Consider the following 15,442-nt stretch of genomic DNA (forward strand, 5'->3'; position numbering starts at 1 on the left):
GGCCGGCGGACCGCGTTGTCGCCGCGTGCCGCCGGCCGGGCCGTGGGAAAAAACCCACACGCCCGCAATCCCCCACTGCGCGCGCGGTTGATGCGCCTACACCACTTCTATAGAATCTTCAATTCGGGCCTGTGCCCATTCTTTTTTCCCTTCACCTACACCTGGGAGGCGCAAGATGATCAATCCGCATACCGCCATCCCGCGCGTATCTCCGCGACGCCATTAAGTCGTCGCCCGCGCGGCCCCATCGCCAGACTGCCTGACGACTGGTCCGCCGTGCCCGCCCCAACCGCCTGAACGCAATGCCCGCGCCGTGAGGCGCAGGTCGTATCACCCTCTTCCCACAAGGAATCCGGCGCCTTCGCGTTGCCGGGCGAACCGCAATGAATCGAACAAAAATCGATCTGCGAGGACAAGCCTTCAAGGACGTCCTTGGTTTTACCTTCCGCTATTGGCGCGCCCAACCCTGGCGCACCGCATTGATCGTCGCACTGGCGCTGCTGTCCGCCCTGGCCGACGTGCTGACCCCGCTGTACGCCGGCCGGCTGGTCGACGCCGTGGCTTCCGGCGCCGCGGCCGACGCGCAGGTCTGGAGCGCGGCCATCACCGCGTTCTGGCTGCTGATCGCACTGGGCATTGGCGGCACGCTGCTGCGCCAGGCCGTGTTCCAGAACATCATCGTCTTCACCCTGAAGATGATGAACGGCATGGTCTCCAACGCCTTCTACCGGGTGCAGCGCTTTTCCACCGACTGGCATGCCAACAGCTTCGCCGGCTCGACCGTGCGCAAGATCACGCGCGGCATGTGGGCGGTGGACCTGCTGAACGACACGCTGCTGGTGGCGCTGCTGCCGTCGGTCATCATGCTGGTCGGCGCCACCGTGCTGCTGGGCATCCACTGGCCGGTGATGGGCCTGGTGGTGGGCCTTGGATCGGTGCTGTACATCGCGGTCACGGCGGCGCTGTCGCTGGGTTACGTGGCGCCGGCGGCGCGGCTGGGCAATGCCTGGGACACGCGCATGGGCGGCGCGCTGGCCGACGCGGTCAGTTGCAACCCGGTCGTCAAGGCCTTCGGCGCCGAGACGCGCGAGGAAGCGCGCCTGGACCGCGTAGTCGACAAATGGCGCCGCCGCACCCGCCGCACCTGGATTCGCGCCACCTTCAACGGCGGCGTGCAGGGCGCGATGCTGGTGGCGATGCAGGCCGGCATCCTGGGCGCATCGCTGTGGCTGTGGTCGCGCGACCAGGCCAGCGTCGGCGATGTCACCTTCGCCCTGACCATGTTCTTCATGTTGCAGGGACACCTGCGCGACGTGGGCATGCACATCCGCAACCTGCAGCGCTCGGTCAACGACATGGAGGAACTGGTGGCGCTGGAGAAGCAGCCGCTGGGCGTGGACGACCGGCCCGGCGCGGGAGAACTGCGCGTCACGGCCGGCGAGATCCGCTTCGAGGACGTGACCTTCCGCTATGGCCGCCACGAAGCGCCGCTATACGATGGCTTCTCGGTGCGTATCGCGCCGGGTGAACGGGTTGGCCTGGTCGGGCATTCCGGGTCGGGCAAGACCACTTTCATCAAGCTGATCCAGCGCCTGTATGACGTCAACGGCGGCCGCATCACCATCGACGGGCAGGACATCGCCCAGGTGAAGCAGGCTTCGCTGCGCGGCCAGATCGCGATCGTGCAGCAGGAGCCAGTGCTGTTTCACCGCACGCTGGCCGAGAACATCGCCTACGCCCGCCCCGGCGCGACGCAGGCCGAGATCGAGCAGGCGGCGCGGCTGGCCAGCGCGCATGACTTCATCATGGCGCTGCCCAAGGGCTACGAGACGCTGGTGGGCGAGCGCGGCGTCAAACTGTCGGGCGGCGAGCGCCAGCGCGTGGCGATCGCGCGGGCCTTCCTGGCCGATGCGCCGATCCTGATCCTGGACGAGGCCACCTCGAGCCTGGACAGCGAGAGCGAAGTGCTGATCCAGCAGGCCATGGAACGCCTGATGGTCGGCCGCAGCACGCTGGTGGTGGCGCACCGCCTGTCGACGGTGCGCGCGCTGGACCGCCTGCTGGTGATGGACCATGGCCGCATCATCGAGGAAGGCAGCCATGACCAGTTGATCCGCTTGCAGGGCGGCCTGTACAGGCGCCTGTTCGAACGCCAGGCCCTGGAGCTGACCAAGGGCCTGACGCAGGCGGAAATGCTGGCCGATGGCGCCCGCCCCCTGCCGGCGCGCGCCGAGGGCGAGGACCAGGACGAGGACGAAACGTCCCTGGCGTTCGGCAAGTAAGCAGAAAGGGCCTGACGCGAGTCAGGCTTTTTTCATGGCACCACGCCGCCCGGCAGCGTGCGCGGCCCGGCCGCCTCAGCGATTCAGCGTCAGGCGCACGCCAAACGCGATCAGCGCGCCGCCGAACACCGTGCCCTGCCATTTCTGCACGCGCGGATGCGCCGCCATCCAGCGGCCCAGGGCGCCGCCCGCCAGCGCGCACAGCACATCGAAGGTCAGGCCCCGGCTCACCAGGATCACGCCCAGCAAGGCAAACTGCTGCCCGATCGGGCCCTGCGCCGGCGACACGAACTGCGGCAGCAACACCGAGCAGAACAGCAGCGCCTTGGGATTGAGCGCATTGGTCAGCACCCCGCTCAACAGCGCCGCGCCCAGCCCGAAGTGGTGGCGGCCCATCTGGTGTCGAGGGAATCCGATTTCCTGCTGCAGGTGGTGCTGCCGGACCTGCGCGCCTACGAACGCTTTCTGCTGACCACGCTGCTGAAGTTGCCCGGCGTGAAGGACATTCGCAGCAATTTCGCGATCCAGACAGTCAAGCCGCAGAGCCCCCTGCCGCTGGACCACCTGGGGCATTGAGCGCCGCCTGCCGCACCTTGGCGCTGCGCTGCTCGAAGCGCGCCTGCGACTGCGCCAGGTAGCGCTGCACGATGGCCGGTTCCGAGGTCGCGGGCGTGCCGCCGGGGAACGGCGGTTCGGGGTCGTATTCGATCTGCAGTTGAATCAGCTTGGCGGCCTCGTCGCCGCACAGCGTGGCCACCACCTTCAAGGCCATGTCGATGCCCGAGGTGACGCCGCCGGCGGTGAAGACATTGCCGTCCACGCACAGCCGCGCATCGGTCGGCACCGCGCCAAAGTGCGCCAGCAGCTCGCGGGCGCGCCAATGGCTGGAGGCGCGCTTGCCGCGCAGCAGGCCGGCCGCGCCCAGCAGCAGCGACCCGGTGCAGATGCCGAAGACGTAGCGCGCGCCCAACGCCTGCCGGCGCGTGAAAGCTACCCAGTCCGGGTCGAGGATGGCATCATCCGTGCCCGGCCCGCCCGGCACCACCAGCAGATCGCAGGGCAGCGCCGACGCCAGCGTCCGGGTCGGCACGAAACGCAGGCCGCGATCGCTGCGCACCGGTTCCGGCGATTTTGCGACAAAATCAATGCTGAAACCGGGCGCGGCGGCGAGCACCTCGTAGGGCCCGGTCATATCGAGCTGGGTCAGCCCTTCGAACAAGAGAATATTCACATGCACGACGATGCTCCTTCGCAGAACGGAAACGCCAGCGTAGACCGGAACCATGGCGGGCGCGCGCCAAACCGCGCCACGATCGCGCCAAAGCGCATTGTCTTCCTGTTGTACGACGGTTTCCAGCCGCTCGACCTGGCCGGCCCGTGGCAGGCGTTCAGTGGCGCCAACGAGGAAGGCGGCGCCGGCTACCAGTTGAGCACCGTGGCGGCCAGCCCGGTCGTCAGCACCTGGGACCAGGGCCTGCGCATGCAGGTCAACGCCACCTTCGCCAGCGACGATGACGCGCCGATCGACATGTTGTTCGTCCCGGGCGGCCCGGGCGTCGACCAGGCCGGCACCCATGGCGAGACCCTGGCATGGCTGCGGCGCCGCAGTCCCCAGGCGCGCCGCACCTGCAGTGTCTGCACCGGGGCTTTTCTGCTGGCCGCGGCCGGACTGCTCGATGGCCGCCGCGTCACTACCCATTGGCGCTCGGCCGACCGGCTGCGCCAGTTGCACCCCACGCTGCGGGTGGAAGACGACCGCATCTTCATCGAGAGCGGCGCGATCTGGACCTCGGCCGGCGTGACCGCCGGCATCGACCTGGCGCTGGCCCTGATCGAGCGCGACGCGGGCGCGCGGGTGTCGCAGGACGTGGCGCGCCGCCTGGTGGTCTTCATGCGCCGCAACGGCGATCAGCGCCAGTACAGCCAGTCGCTGCGCCTGCAGGATCGCCTGGCGGCGCCGTTCCGCGACCTGGTCGAGAAGATCGAGGCCAGCCTGTCGGCGCGCTGGTCGGTCGACGACATGGCCGATGCCTGCCATATGTCGCGCCGGACCTTCCAGCGCAAGTTCGCGGCGCATTTCGGCGTGACGCCCAGCCAGGTGCTGCGCCAATTGCGGCATGAACGCGCCCATGCCCTGCGCGCCGCCGGCAAGCTGTCGGCGAAGGCCGCGCGGCACTTGCTGGGGGAGCACGGCCGCCCGGCCTAGGCAGCCAGCCCCACCGACATACCACCGCACACATACAGCAGTTGGCCGGTCATGAAGCCGGCGCGCCGATCCAGGAACAGCGCGACCGCATGCGCCACGTCCTCGGGCCGGCCGATGCGCCCCACCGGGATGGACGCCTCCAGCGCCACGGTCTGCGGAGCGCCGGACGGATTCGATTGCTCGAACAGTTCGGTGGCGATCGGCCCGGGCGCGACGGTATTGACGGTGATGCCGTCCTTGCCGAGTTCCAGCGCCCAGGTGCGCGTCATGCCGGCCAGGCCGGACTTGGTGGCGCCGTAGGCCGAACGGCCCGGCTTTCCCAGGCCGGCGCGGCTGCCGATGTTGACCACGCGCCCATAGCCTGCCTGGCGCATGCCCGGCAACAGCGCCTGCAACAGCAACAGCGGCGCGGTCAGGTTCAGCGCCACCGTGCGCGCCAGGTCTTCCAGGGTCACGGCCTCGATGCCTGCCACCTGAATCATGCCGGCGTTGTTGACCAGGTGCAGCACCGGCCGCGCCGCCACCAGCGATGCCGCCGCCGCGGCCGTGGCGGCGGCATCGCCCAGGTCTACCGATTGGAAGGTCTCGCCGGGCAACACCGCGTCCGGCGGCCTGCGGCTGAAGTTGACGACCTCGAAGCCGTCCTGCAGCAGCCGCGCGACGATGGCGCGGCCGATGCCCCGGCTGCCGCCGGTGACCAATGCGATGGGACTTGTCATTGCGCGGAGATCCCCTTGTCCTTGATGAGACGGCCCCATTTGCCGCGTTCCTGGCGCTCGAATGCGGCCAGATCGGGGCCGAACAGTGTGCCCGGCTTGGCGCCCATGGTGGCGAAATTGGCGGCGATCGCCGGCGTGCCCAGGCCGCTGCGCGCCGCCTCGATCAATTGCCGCACCACCGGTTCCGGCGTGCCGCGCGGCGCGTACAGGGCGAACCACGCCGTCACGTCAAAGCCCGGCAGCCCGGATTCGGCCACCGTGGGCAAGTCCGGCACCGAGGGATCGCGCGTCGCCGACGTCACCGCCACCCCGCGCACCAGGTTGCCATCCTTGATCTGCGCCAGCGCGCCGGGCAGGTTGTCGAACAGCAGGTCGACCTGGCCGCCGGCCACCGCCGGTAGCGATGCCGATGAACCCTTGAACGGGACGTGCAGCATGGTCACGCCGGCCATGGCCTCGAAGTAGGCCCCCGTCAGGTGGACCGACGAGCCCACGCCGGGCGAGGCGTAGGTCAGCTTCCTGTCCTTGGACTGCCTGGCCGCCTGGATCACGTCGGCCACGGTCTTGTAGGGCGACTTGGCGCTGACCGCGATGACGTTGGGCGTGGTGGACACCAGCGCGATCGGCACCAGGTCGCGCTCCGGATCGAAGGCCATGTTGCTGTACAGGAACTGGTTGATGGTCTGGGTGCCGATGGTGCCCAGGCCCAGCGTGTAGCCATCGGCCTTGGCGCGTGCCACGTAGGCCATGCCGATGTTGCCGCCCGCGCCCGGCTTGTTCTCGACCAGCACGGTCTGCTTCAACCCCGGCTGCAGCGCATTGGCGATGGCGCGGCCGAAGAGGTCGGCGCCGCCACCCGGCGGATACGGCACGACCACGGTGACGGGATGCTCGGGGTAGCCGGCGGCATGCGCCGCGGACATGGCCAGCGCCGCCAGTGCGGCCGCGGCCAGCACGCGCCGCCCGGCGCGCCTGTGCAGGAAATGCGTCATGGATCTGTCTCCTCGCGAATCCGCTGGATGCGGATTTCTTCTGGCCCCGCCTTAGGGCGGATGCTGTTGGTGGATGCCCGCGGACGGCGGACACTTCCTATAGTACGTAAATACGTACTATATTCACAAGAACACAAAATAGACACCGGAGACAAACCATGAAACGCTGGACGCGCCGTCCCGAGGGATCGACCTGGGGCGACTTCGGGCCGGACGACGAGATCGGCCGCCTGAACCTGCTGACCGAGGAAAAAGTGCTGCAGGGCGTGCGCGAAGTGCGCGCCGGCAAGGTCTTCTGCCTGTCTCTGCCGCTGGATCTGCCTGGCGGCAACGTCCTCAACCCGCGTCGCCATCCGCCGCAACTCAAACCCACCTTCCGCGACGGCACGCCGTACCTGAACTTCGCCATGGCGCGGCTGCAAGCCGAGGCGGTCGACGTGCTGTCGGACGACCAGGTCACGCTCAGCCTGCAATATTCGACCCAATGGGACGGCCTGTGCCATGTCGGCGCGCAGTTCGACATTCAGGGCGACGGCCAGGCCCGCCGCGTCTACTACAACGGCTACGCCGCCGGGGTGGACGTGTTCGGCGGCGACGATGCCGCCCCCGATGCCTGCTGCCCGCCGGGCGGTTCGTATGCGCGCAAGCTAGGCATCAACCGCTATGCCGAGAAAGGCATGCAGGGCCGCGGCGTACTGGTCGATCTGGCGCGCGCCTTCGGCCCCGGCCGCACGCTGGTGGGCCACACCCAGTTGCAAGCGGCGATGCGCGAACAACAGGTGGTGGTCGAGCCCGGCGACATGCTGGTGCTGCGCACCGGTTTTGCCGAAGCGCTGGTGGCAATGGATGGCCAGCCCGATCCGCACCGCCTGGAGCAGACCGGCGCGGTGCTGGACGGCGCCGACGCGGCATTGCTGGGCTGGATCAGCGACAGCGGGGTGGCGGCCATCTGCGCCGACAATTACGCGGTCGAGGCCTACCCGGCGCGCACCGCCGGCCCGGGTCATTCGATCCTGCCGCTGCACCATCACTGCCTGTTCAAGCTGGGCGTGCCGCTGGCCGAGCTGTGGTACCTGAAAGCGCTGGCCGACTGGCTGCACGCGCAGGGCCGCAACCGTTTCCTGCTGACCGCGCCGCCGCTGCGCCTGCCGGGCGCGGTAGGGTCGCCCGTGACGCCGATCGCCACGGTGTAAGGCCATGACGCCATCCGCTCCCCTCTTCTCGCAACACCTGGACGAACTGGCCGCGCGCCACCCCGGGCGTCCCGCCCTGATCGACCGCGACCAGCCGATCAGCCACGCCGAGCTGCGCGCGCGCAGCCTTGCGCTGGCCGCCGGCCTGGCGCGCCTGGGTGTGAAGCCGGGCCAACGGGTAGCCGTATGGCTGCCCAATTGCGCCGCCTGGGTCGAGACCTTCCTGGCCTGCGCCCGCCTGGGCGCGCTGGTCCTGTCCGTCAACACGCGCTTTCGCGCGCTGGAACTGGCCGATATCCTCGGCCGCGGCGGCGCCGACTGGCTAGTGTTCTGGCCCGGCTTCAAGGGCATCGACTTCCAGGGCATCCTGGCCGACGTCGAGCCACGGCACCTGGCGCGGCTGCAAGGCATCGTCGCCGTCTCGGAAACGGACGAACCCGTCGCCGCCAGGTTGCGCGGCGTGGCGGTGCAGCGCTACACCGACCTGCGCGCCTGCGCCGACGTCCCACCGCCGCCGCAGGCCGACAACGGCGTGCTGTGCTTCACCACGTCGGGCACCACCTCGCAGCCCAAGTTCGTGCTGCATGACCAACGCACCCTGCTGCGCCACGGCGCCGCGGTGGCCGCGGCGTTCGGCTACGACGATGACAGCCGGGTGCTGGCCAGCGCGCCGTTCTGCGGCGCCTTCGGCTTCGCCACGCTGGCGGGCGGCCTGGCGCGGGGCGTTCCGGTAGTGTGCGCGCCGGTGTTCGACGACGCCGAATCGGCCGCCGCCATCCAGCGCCACCGGGTCACGCATACCTACGCCAACAACGAAGCGCTGGTCGCCATGCTGCGCGCGGCCGGCCCGGGCGCCTTCGCTTCGGCGCGGCTGTTCGGCTTTGCCAGCTTCACGCCGGCCCTGGACCATCTGCTGGATCTGGCGCGCGCGGCCGGCGTGCCGCTGACCGGCTTGTACGGCTCCAGCGAGCTGATCGCGCTGGTGGCCGGCCAGCCGCGCGATCCCGCCCAGGGCGACGTGGCCGCGCGCCACCAGCCCGGCGGCGCCCTGATCTATCCCGAAGCGCGGGTCCGGGCGCGCGATCCGGCCAGCGGCGCGATCCTGCCGCACGGCGAATCGGGCGAACTGGAAATCCTGTCGCCGAGCCTGATGCGCGGCTATCTCGACAACCCCGAGGCCAGCCGCCGCGCCTGCACCGAAGACGGCTACTTCAAGACCGGCGACCTGGGCTACACCCTGAACCCGCGCCAGTTCGTGTTCCAGACCCGCATCGGCGACTCGCTGCGCCTGTCCGGCTTCCTGGTGAACCCGGTGGAAATCGAACAGGTGGTGGAGACCCTGCCTGGCGTGCGCGCCTGCCAGGTGGTCGGCGCCACCCGCGACGGCAAGACCGTGCCCTATGCCTTCGTGCTGCTGCGGGACGGCGCCAGCGCCGACGCGGCCGGCTGGACGGCGGCCTGCAAGCGGGCCATGGCCGGCTTCAAGGTTCCCGCCGGCTTCACGGTGCTGGATGCGTTTCCGTCCGTGGAAAGCGCCAATTCGGTCAAAATCCAGAAACACCGGCTGCGCGAGATGGCCGACGCCCTGCTCGCCGCCCCCGCCACCTCCTGACCGATCCGACCATGCCCGCGCGCCCGCTTTTCTCGCACAGCCCTCAACCGCTCTACCTGCAGGCGGCGGCGCTGTTTCGCAGCCACATCCAGAACCGCACCTGGCGGCCGGGCCAGCAGATCCCGCCGCTCGAAGCGCTGATGGAAACCTACGGCATTTCGCGCGCCACCATCCGCCAGGCCCTGGGCCAACTGGAACAGGACGGCCTGATCCGGCGCTCGCGCGGCTCGGGCACCTTCGTCAACGCCGACCTGCCCGAAACGCCGACCCTGCTGATTCCCAAGACCTGGGCCGAGACAGTGGAGCTGAGCAACCAGCTCGGCACGGTGTCGCTGGTGGAGTCGAGCGCCGACTCGCCATTGCCCGACACGCTCGGCATGCGCTGCGACGCCGACCGCGACGGCCGCTTCCAGTATCTGCGGCGCGTACACACCACCGAAGCCGGCCCGTTCTGCTACAGCGAGGTGTTCCTGGAAAGCGGCCTGTTCCGCAAGCACCGCGCCCGCATCCAGAAAAGCACCGTGGCCCCGGTTCTGGACCAGTTCTACGGCGCGCGCATCAGCGAAGCGCGCCAGGTCCTGAACGTGATCGAGGCCGGCCAGGAGTCGGCCGAGTCGCTGCGGATCCCGGTGTCCTCGCCAGTGGCCGAACTGCGCCGCTATGCCTGCATCGACGGCCGCGTGGTGTATTTCGCGCGGCTGGAATTCCCATTCCGCAAGGTGCGCATGGAATTCGACCTGTTGAACCAGCGATAGGAGGCCCGGCTTTCCCAGCAACGCCTGCGAACACGCCCACCCGCTGCTGCCGCCCGCGGCCGGCAGCGGCGCCTTCCCCTTACCCGATCTCATGACAAAAGCGCGGCCTCGCGGCCAAGCGCGCAGTTCCCGCAAGCATCCGGCATAACCATAAATGGAGACAACCATGACCCCCATGCCCCGGATTTCGCAGCAACGCAGCACCTTCGCGCGCCGCTTCCCGCGCGCCGCCGCCACGGCCGCCGCCTGCGGCGCCAGCCTGTTCCTGAACGCCGCGGTAGCGCAAAGCGCCCCCGCCGCCATCTCCGACGACGTGGTCCGCCTCGGCCTGATTCTGGACATGAGCGGCATCTATGCCGACGTGACCGGCAAAGGCAGCGCCACCGCCGCGCAGATGGCCATCGACGACTTCGGCGGCAAGGTGCTGGGCAAGAAAATCGACCTGTTGGTGGCCGATCACCAGAACAAGGCCGACATCGCCGCGGCCCGCGCCCGCGAGTGGTACGACACGCAACAGGTCGACGCCATCATGGACGTGGCCGGCTCGGCCCCCGCGCTGGCAGTGCTGGAAGTGGCGCGCCAGAAGCAGAAGATCGTGGTCTTCAGCGGCCCGGGCACCGAACGCATCACCAACGACCTGTGCTCGCCCTACTCGGTGCACTACACCTACGACACCTGGTCGCTGGCCAACACCACCGCCCGCGCCACGGTCGACCGCGGCGGCAAGCGCTGGTACTTCCTGACCGCCGACTATGCCTTCGGCCATACCCTGCAGGCCTCGGCCACCGACGTGGTCAAGGCGCGCGGCGGCACGGTCCTGGGTGCCGCGCGCCACCCCATCGGGACCAGCGACTTCGCCTCATACCTGTTGCAGGCGCAGGCCAGCGGCGCCCAGATCGTCGGCCTGGCCAACGCCGGCGGCGACACCGTCAACGCCATCAAGGCGGCGCGCGAGTTCGGCCTGACCCAGAGCGGCCAGAAGATGGCCGGCCTGCTGCTGTACATCAACGACATCCACGCCATCGGCCTGGAATCGGCCGGCGGGCTGATGCTGACCGAAGCCTTCTACTGGGACATGAACGACCAGACGCGCGCCTGGTCGCAGCGCTATTACGACAAGCTCAAGAAGATGCCCAATATGAGCCAGGCGGGCACGTACTCGTCCGTGATGCACTACCTGAAGGCGGTGCAGGCGGCCGGCACCGACGCGACCGACGCGGTGATGAAGCAGATGAAGGCGATGCCGATCAACGACTTCTTCGCCAGCAATGGCCGCATCCGCGAAGATGGCCGCATGGTGCACGACATGCACTTGTTCGAGGTCAAGACGCCAGCGCAATCCAAGCGTCCATGGGACTACTACAAGCTGGTGGCCACGCTGCCGGGCGACGAGGCCTTCATGCCCCTGTCCAAGTCGACCTGCCCGCTGGTGAAGACGGCGGCGAAGTGAACGGCGGCGGGCCAACGCCATGGCGGCGGCGGCCCGCCTGCCCGCAGTGCCGGCAGCGGCGCCGACAGCCAGCACGGCTTGGCAGGCACGCCGACCGCATGCCGCCACAGCGCCATGGACGCCATGGCGCGGCTCATGCCGGCCGGGCGATCGCCTCTTCCAGCATATCGAGCCGGTCCTGCCCCCAGAACAGTTCGCCGCGGTAGACATACGACGGCGAGCCGAACACGCCGGCCGCCACCGCCGCATTCGTATTGTCGCGGTATGCCTGCCGCGCGGCCGGCTGTTCGGCCGCGGCCATCAGCGCGTCGGCGTCCAGCCCCTGCTCCCGCACGATGGCGCGCAGTGTGTCCGGCGATGAAATGTCGCGGTCCTCGCACCACTCGGCCGCGAGAACGGCCTTGTACAGCGCCGCGACCGGCAAGCCGGCGGCATCCGCCGCGATCACGACACACGAGGCCAGCCCCGCGTCCGGACACATGAAGGCCGGCGTCGGATTGACTACGATGCCCAGCTTGCGGCACCAGCGCGCCAGCTCGGCCACCCGGTAGGCCTGGCGCTGCGGCGAGCGCCGGCCCAGCAGCACGCCGCCAGTGCGCGCGTAGACGTCGGGCAGGTCCACCGGCAGGTAGCGGATGCGCGCCTGTTGCCGCGCCGCCAGTGCCTCCAGGCGGTCAGCACCCAGGTAAGCCCAGTCGGAGTTCATCCAGAAGTAGTAATCGATTGTCTTCATGTCGTCCCTCAGCTACGCGCGGCGGCCGGGGCACCCAGCGGGGCCCGCAGCGGCGTGTCGCCGCGCATGCGCCAGGCGCTGAAGACCGCGATCGCGCCCAGCGCACTCAGGTACCACACCACGTACTTCGGATCGCCGCCGGCGCGCGCCAGCAGCCAGGTCGCGACGATCGGCGCCAGGCCGCCGCCGATCGCCCCCGACACCTGCACCGCCAGCGAAATACCGGTGTAGCGCACTTCGGCCGGGAACTGGCTGGAAAACAGCGTGCCCTCCGGGCCGTACAGGCACGCGTAGACCAATCCCACCGCCAGGCATACCGCGACGATGATCCAGCCGGTCTGTCCCGTGGCCAGCAACTGGAAGAACAGCGGCGCGCACGCCAGGATGCCGACCGAGCCGGCCATGAATACCCATTTGTGGCCGATGCGGTCGCCCAGCATGCCGAACAGCGGCATGGTGAACAGCGCCAGCGCCGCGCCCCAGATGGTGGCGTCCAGCATCACCGAGCGCGCGATGCCTAGCGTGCCGGTGGCGTAGGCCAGCGAGAACGTGACCACGGTATAGAACCAGGTGACTTCGGCCAGCCGCGCGCCCACCACCGTCCACAGGGCGCGCCGGTGATGCTTGAGAACTTCGGCCACCGGTACCTCGACCTTGGCGCCCTGCTCGCGCATCCGCTCGAAGTCGGGCGACTCGGCCACCTTGACGCGGATGAACCAGCCCACCGCCAGCAGCACCACGCTGGCCAGGAACGGCAGGCGCCAGCCCCACGACAGCATGGCCTGCTCCGGCAACCCGGCTACCGCGCCCATCGCCAGCGACGACAGGATCAGGCCCGGCGCCACGCCTGCCTGCGGCAGGCTGCCGAAAAAGCCCTTCTTGCCCTCGGGCGCATGCTCGACCGCCATCAACACGGCCCCGCCCCACTCGCCGCCCACCGCGATGCCTTGCAGGAAGCGCATCAGCACCAGCAGCACCGCGGCCCAGTAGCCGATTTGCTCGTAGGAAGGAATCAGCCCGATCAGGATGGTCGGCACCCCCATCATCAACAAGGTGATCAGTAGCATCGATTTGCGGCCGATCTTGTCGCCGTAATGGCCGAAGATCACCCCGCCCAGCGGCCGCGCGAAAAAACCCACCGAATAGGTGGCGAATGCCGCCAGCGTGCCAGTCAGCGGATCGAAGGCGGGAAAGAAGATCTTGTTGAAGATCAGCGCGGCGGCCGTGCCGTAGAGAAAAAAGTCGTACCACTCGATGGTGGTGCCCATCATGCTGGCCAGGCCGGCCGTTACGTAGTCCCGGCGCGAACGCACGCGCGGTGTCTTGGTCGTCATCATGACTTCCCCTTGAAAGTATCGTTATGGTCAGGCTTGGTATCAGCGGGCCGGCCACGGCAACGGCGCGATGCCATGGGTCTGGCGGCACCAGTAGTCGAAGGTGGCGCGCACGATCGACGGCTTGAGCAGATAGTCGTGCGCCTCGCGCGCCAGCGCGTCGTCCACCGGCGTCAGCGGACCGAAGGCCTGTGCCCGGATCTGCATGCGCGCCGCGCGTTCCAGGTAGACCGACAGGTAGGTCGCTTCCTCGCAACTGGCGCCGGCCGTCAGGTAACCGTGGTGCGCCAGGATGATGGCGCGCTTGGCGCCCAGCGCGCCCGAGATGATGACGCCCTCCTGGTCGGCGATCGGCACGCCCGGCCACTCGCCCAGGAAAGCGCAATCGTCGTGCAGCGGTGTCATATCCATCTGCGCGATCACCAGCGGCTGGCGCGCCGCCGCCAGCGCCGAAGCCCATGGCGAATGGGTATGGATGATGGATTGCACGTCGGGCCGCGCCTCGTAGACCCACAGGTGGAAACGTGTCGCCGGATTGGCCATGCCCTGGCCCGTGAGCGTATGCAGATCGCGGTCGACCTCGATGAAGTCGGCCGGCGTGGCCTCGTCGAAGCCCAGGCCGAAGCGCAGCGTCCAGTAGGCGCCCGGGCGCTCGGAGCGCACGCTGATCTGGCCGGCCAGGCCGGCCTCCTGTTCGGTCATGGCCAGGATGCGGCAGGCATAGGCCATGGTCTCCTGGATGCTGCGCGGCACGGCGCGCAGGTGCTGCGCCATCTCCTGGGTGGCGCGGGTGTCGAAGTACGCTTTTTCGCGCAGGGTGTTGTCCATGCTGCTGCCTCCTGATGCGGTTCGGGATGGCGCGGACGGATGCCGCGCCTTGCCGCACAGTATGGAAAGCGGCCCCGCATCGAGCCATGCAGCCGGGCTCATAGCAGCTATTCGACGCGGCCGCGCCCGGGGGCCGGCCGCGCGGCCCGAGGGTAAACGAGGACGGCGCGGGCTCAACGCTGCGGGCTCAGCCCGGCGGACTTGGCCCGGCGGACTCAGTCCCGCGCGATGCGGAGGGCGCAGTCCAGCAGTTCGCGCACCAGCGGCAGCGGCTGGCGTTGCGCCAGCGTGATGGCGACTACGCGCCGGCGCAGCACCGGACTGCCGATGGCGACCTTGCGCAGCCCGTAATCAGTCAGCAGCTTTTGCGGGATGCGCGATGGCAGGATACAGGCGCCCACCCCCGAGGAAACCAGCTTGAGCATGGCGTCGATGGTCTCGGCCTCGGCCACGAATTCCGGCTGCAGGCCGGCGCTGTGGATCATCTTGCGCAGCGCATAGTGCGAGGGAAAGCCCACCAGCCGCAGCGCCATCGCGCCCAGGTCGGCGCCGTCCTCGACGGCGACGCCGTCGCGCACGATCAGGCACATGTCGTCGTCGAACAGCGACGTCGAGACCAGCGCGTCCGACGCCACCGCGGCGTCGTAGACGAAACCGATGTCGGCCTTGCCGCTTTCCACCAGCGTCACCACCTCGGGCGAACTGCGGCCCATGACCGACAGGTTGACGTGCTCGCGGCTGCTGACGAACTGCGCCACCACGTCGGCCATGAAGTAGTAGCTGAGCGTATGCACGGTGGCCAGCCGCACCGATCCCTGCGTCACCCCCTCGCGCTGGCGCACCGCCTCCAGCGCCTGGTCGATGGCGCGGTAGGCCGGCTGGATGCCTTCCAGCAGCCGCACGCCCGCCTCGGTCAGTTCGACCCCGCGACCGGTGCGCACGAACAGCGGCTTGCCCACGTGGGCCTCCAGCGCCGCCAACTGCCGGCTCAGGCCGGACTGGGTCTGGTCCAGGCCCTCGGCGGCGCGCGAGAGCGATTTCAATTCGGCAATGCGCATGAAATAGCGCAATTGCCGGTCCGGCGTGTCCATGCGGCTTCCCCAACGGGCCCGCGCGGGCCCTGTCGTTATCCATCGCGCTCGAGTCGGCGCGGCACGGACAGTGTGCATCAACGGCCGCGCCGCCACTACCGGGATTTGCGCTAGGCCCTGTTCCGCCGGGCGGGCAGGCATAATTCATCAAGCCGGGCCGGGACTTCCATGGCCCATATTGCAACGCGTTGCCGTCACCGCCAACGCGCTCGATGGCTCAATGAAGTGGGCGTGGGCTGGTGGCGCT

At 69.1% G+C, this 15,442-nt stretch carries 16 protein-coding genes; 8 read left to right on the forward strand and 8 right to left on the reverse strand.

The features are described from left to right. On the forward strand, positions 1–297 hold a 297-nt coding region (locus AC6LKG_RS25010), incomplete at its 5' end, for a hypothetical protein (RefSeq protein WP_498169399.1). A gap of 86 nt (positions 298–383) precedes the next feature. Continuing rightward, entirely contained in the window at positions 384–2,282 is a 1,899-nt protein-coding gene (locus AC6LKG_RS25015; protein ID WP_498169401.1) for an ABC transporter ATP-binding protein, read from the forward strand. Positions 2,283–2,357: 75 nt separating this feature from the next. Here AC6LKG_RS25015 and AC6LKG_RS25020 read toward each other — a convergent pair whose 3' ends face one another. Then, positions 2,358–2,678, reverse strand: coding sequence for a LysE family translocator (locus tag AC6LKG_RS25020; RefSeq protein WP_498169404.1), 321 nt, complete (start codon positions 2,676–2,678; stop codon positions 2,358–2,360). 3 nt (positions 2,679–2,681) lie between these two features. Here AC6LKG_RS25020 and AC6LKG_RS25025 point away from each other — a divergent pair, with 3 nt between their 5' ends. Next, positions 2,682–2,858 (forward strand): Lrp/AsnC ligand binding domain-containing protein, encoded by a 177-nt coding sequence (locus AC6LKG_RS25025; protein ID WP_498169406.1) that lies wholly within the window; start codon positions 2,682–2,684, stop codon positions 2,856–2,858. Here AC6LKG_RS25025 and AC6LKG_RS25030 read toward each other — a convergent pair. Beyond that, positions 2,815–3,519 carry a DJ-1/PfpI family protein gene (locus AC6LKG_RS25030; protein WP_498169409.1) on the reverse strand — a complete coding sequence of 235 codons (705 nt, stop codon included), beginning with the start codon at positions 3,517–3,519 and terminating at the stop codon, positions 2,815–2,817. The genes AC6LKG_RS25025 and AC6LKG_RS25030 overlap by 44 nt on opposite strands. Here AC6LKG_RS25030 and AC6LKG_RS25035 point away from each other — a divergent pair. Beyond that, positions 3,514–4,488 (forward strand): GlxA family transcriptional regulator, encoded by a 975-nt coding sequence (locus tag AC6LKG_RS25035; protein WP_498169411.1) that lies wholly within the window; start codon positions 3,514–3,516, stop codon positions 4,486–4,488. The genes AC6LKG_RS25030 and AC6LKG_RS25035 overlap by 6 nt on opposite strands. Here AC6LKG_RS25035 and AC6LKG_RS25040 read toward each other — a convergent pair. Beyond that, positions 4,485–5,207 (reverse strand): SDR family oxidoreductase, encoded by a 723-nt coding sequence (locus AC6LKG_RS25040; protein ID WP_498169414.1) that lies wholly within the window; start codon positions 5,205–5,207, stop codon positions 4,485–4,487. The two genes, AC6LKG_RS25035 and AC6LKG_RS25040, sit on opposite strands and share 4 nt — an antisense overlap. Further along, a complete protein-coding gene (locus AC6LKG_RS25045) occupies positions 5,204–6,199 on the reverse strand; it encodes a Bug family tripartite tricarboxylate transporter substrate binding protein (RefSeq protein WP_498169415.1) in 996 nt (331 codons plus the stop codon). The genes AC6LKG_RS25040 and AC6LKG_RS25045 overlap by 4 nt, the downstream gene beginning before the upstream one ends. Positions 6,200–6,357: 158 nt before the next feature. On the opposite strand from AC6LKG_RS25045, the gene AC6LKG_RS25050 reads away from it, so the two are divergent. The 4 genes from AC6LKG_RS25050 (at position 6,358) to AC6LKG_RS25065 (ending at position 11,209) form a co-directional block, all read left to right on the forward strand. Then, entirely contained in the window at positions 6,358–7,392 is a 1,035-nt protein-coding gene (locus AC6LKG_RS25050) for a cyclase family protein (protein WP_498169418.1), read from the forward strand. Between the two features lie 4 nt (positions 7,393–7,396). After that, positions 7,397–9,004: an AMP-binding protein gene (locus AC6LKG_RS25055; RefSeq protein WP_498169419.1), complete on the forward strand. Its 1,608-nt coding sequence runs from the start codon at positions 7,397–7,399 to the stop codon at positions 9,002–9,004. 11 nt (positions 9,005–9,015) lie between these two features. Then, a complete protein-coding gene (locus AC6LKG_RS25060; RefSeq protein ID WP_498169422.1) occupies positions 9,016–9,759 on the forward strand; it encodes a GntR family transcriptional regulator in 744 nt (247 codons plus the stop codon). 175 nt (positions 9,760–9,934) lie between these two features. After that, positions 9,935–11,209 carry an ABC transporter substrate-binding protein gene (locus tag AC6LKG_RS25065; RefSeq protein WP_498169433.1) on the forward strand — a complete coding sequence of 425 codons (1,275 nt, stop codon included), beginning with the start codon at positions 9,935–9,937 and terminating at the stop codon, positions 11,207–11,209. Between the two features lie 133 nt (positions 11,210–11,342). Here AC6LKG_RS25065 and AC6LKG_RS25070 read toward each other — a convergent pair whose 3' ends face one another. The 4 genes from AC6LKG_RS25070 to AC6LKG_RS25085 all read right to left on the reverse strand — a co-directional run bounded on the left by AC6LKG_RS25070 (position 11,343) and on the right by AC6LKG_RS25085 (position 15,195). After that, entirely contained in the window at positions 11,343–11,942 is a 600-nt protein-coding gene (locus tag AC6LKG_RS25070; RefSeq protein ID WP_498169424.1) for a 2-hydroxychromene-2-carboxylate isomerase, read from the reverse strand. A gap of 8 nt (positions 11,943–11,950) precedes the next feature. After that, entirely contained in the window at positions 11,951–13,279 is a 1,329-nt protein-coding gene (locus AC6LKG_RS25075) for an MFS transporter (RefSeq protein WP_498169426.1), read from the reverse strand. A gap of 39 nt (positions 13,280–13,318) precedes the next feature. Further along, positions 13,319–14,104, reverse strand: a complete 786-nt coding sequence (locus tag AC6LKG_RS25080) for an aldolase (RefSeq protein WP_498169428.1) — start codon at positions 14,102–14,104, stop codon at positions 13,319–13,321. A 215-nt stretch (positions 14,105–14,319) separates the two neighbouring features. Further along, entirely contained in the window at positions 14,320–15,195 is an 876-nt protein-coding gene (locus AC6LKG_RS25085) for a LysR family transcriptional regulator (protein WP_498169430.1), read from the reverse strand. Positions 15,196–15,442 lie beyond the last annotated feature (247 nt).

The sequence above is a fragment of the Achromobacter sp. 46006 genome, from assembly GCF_059761975.1.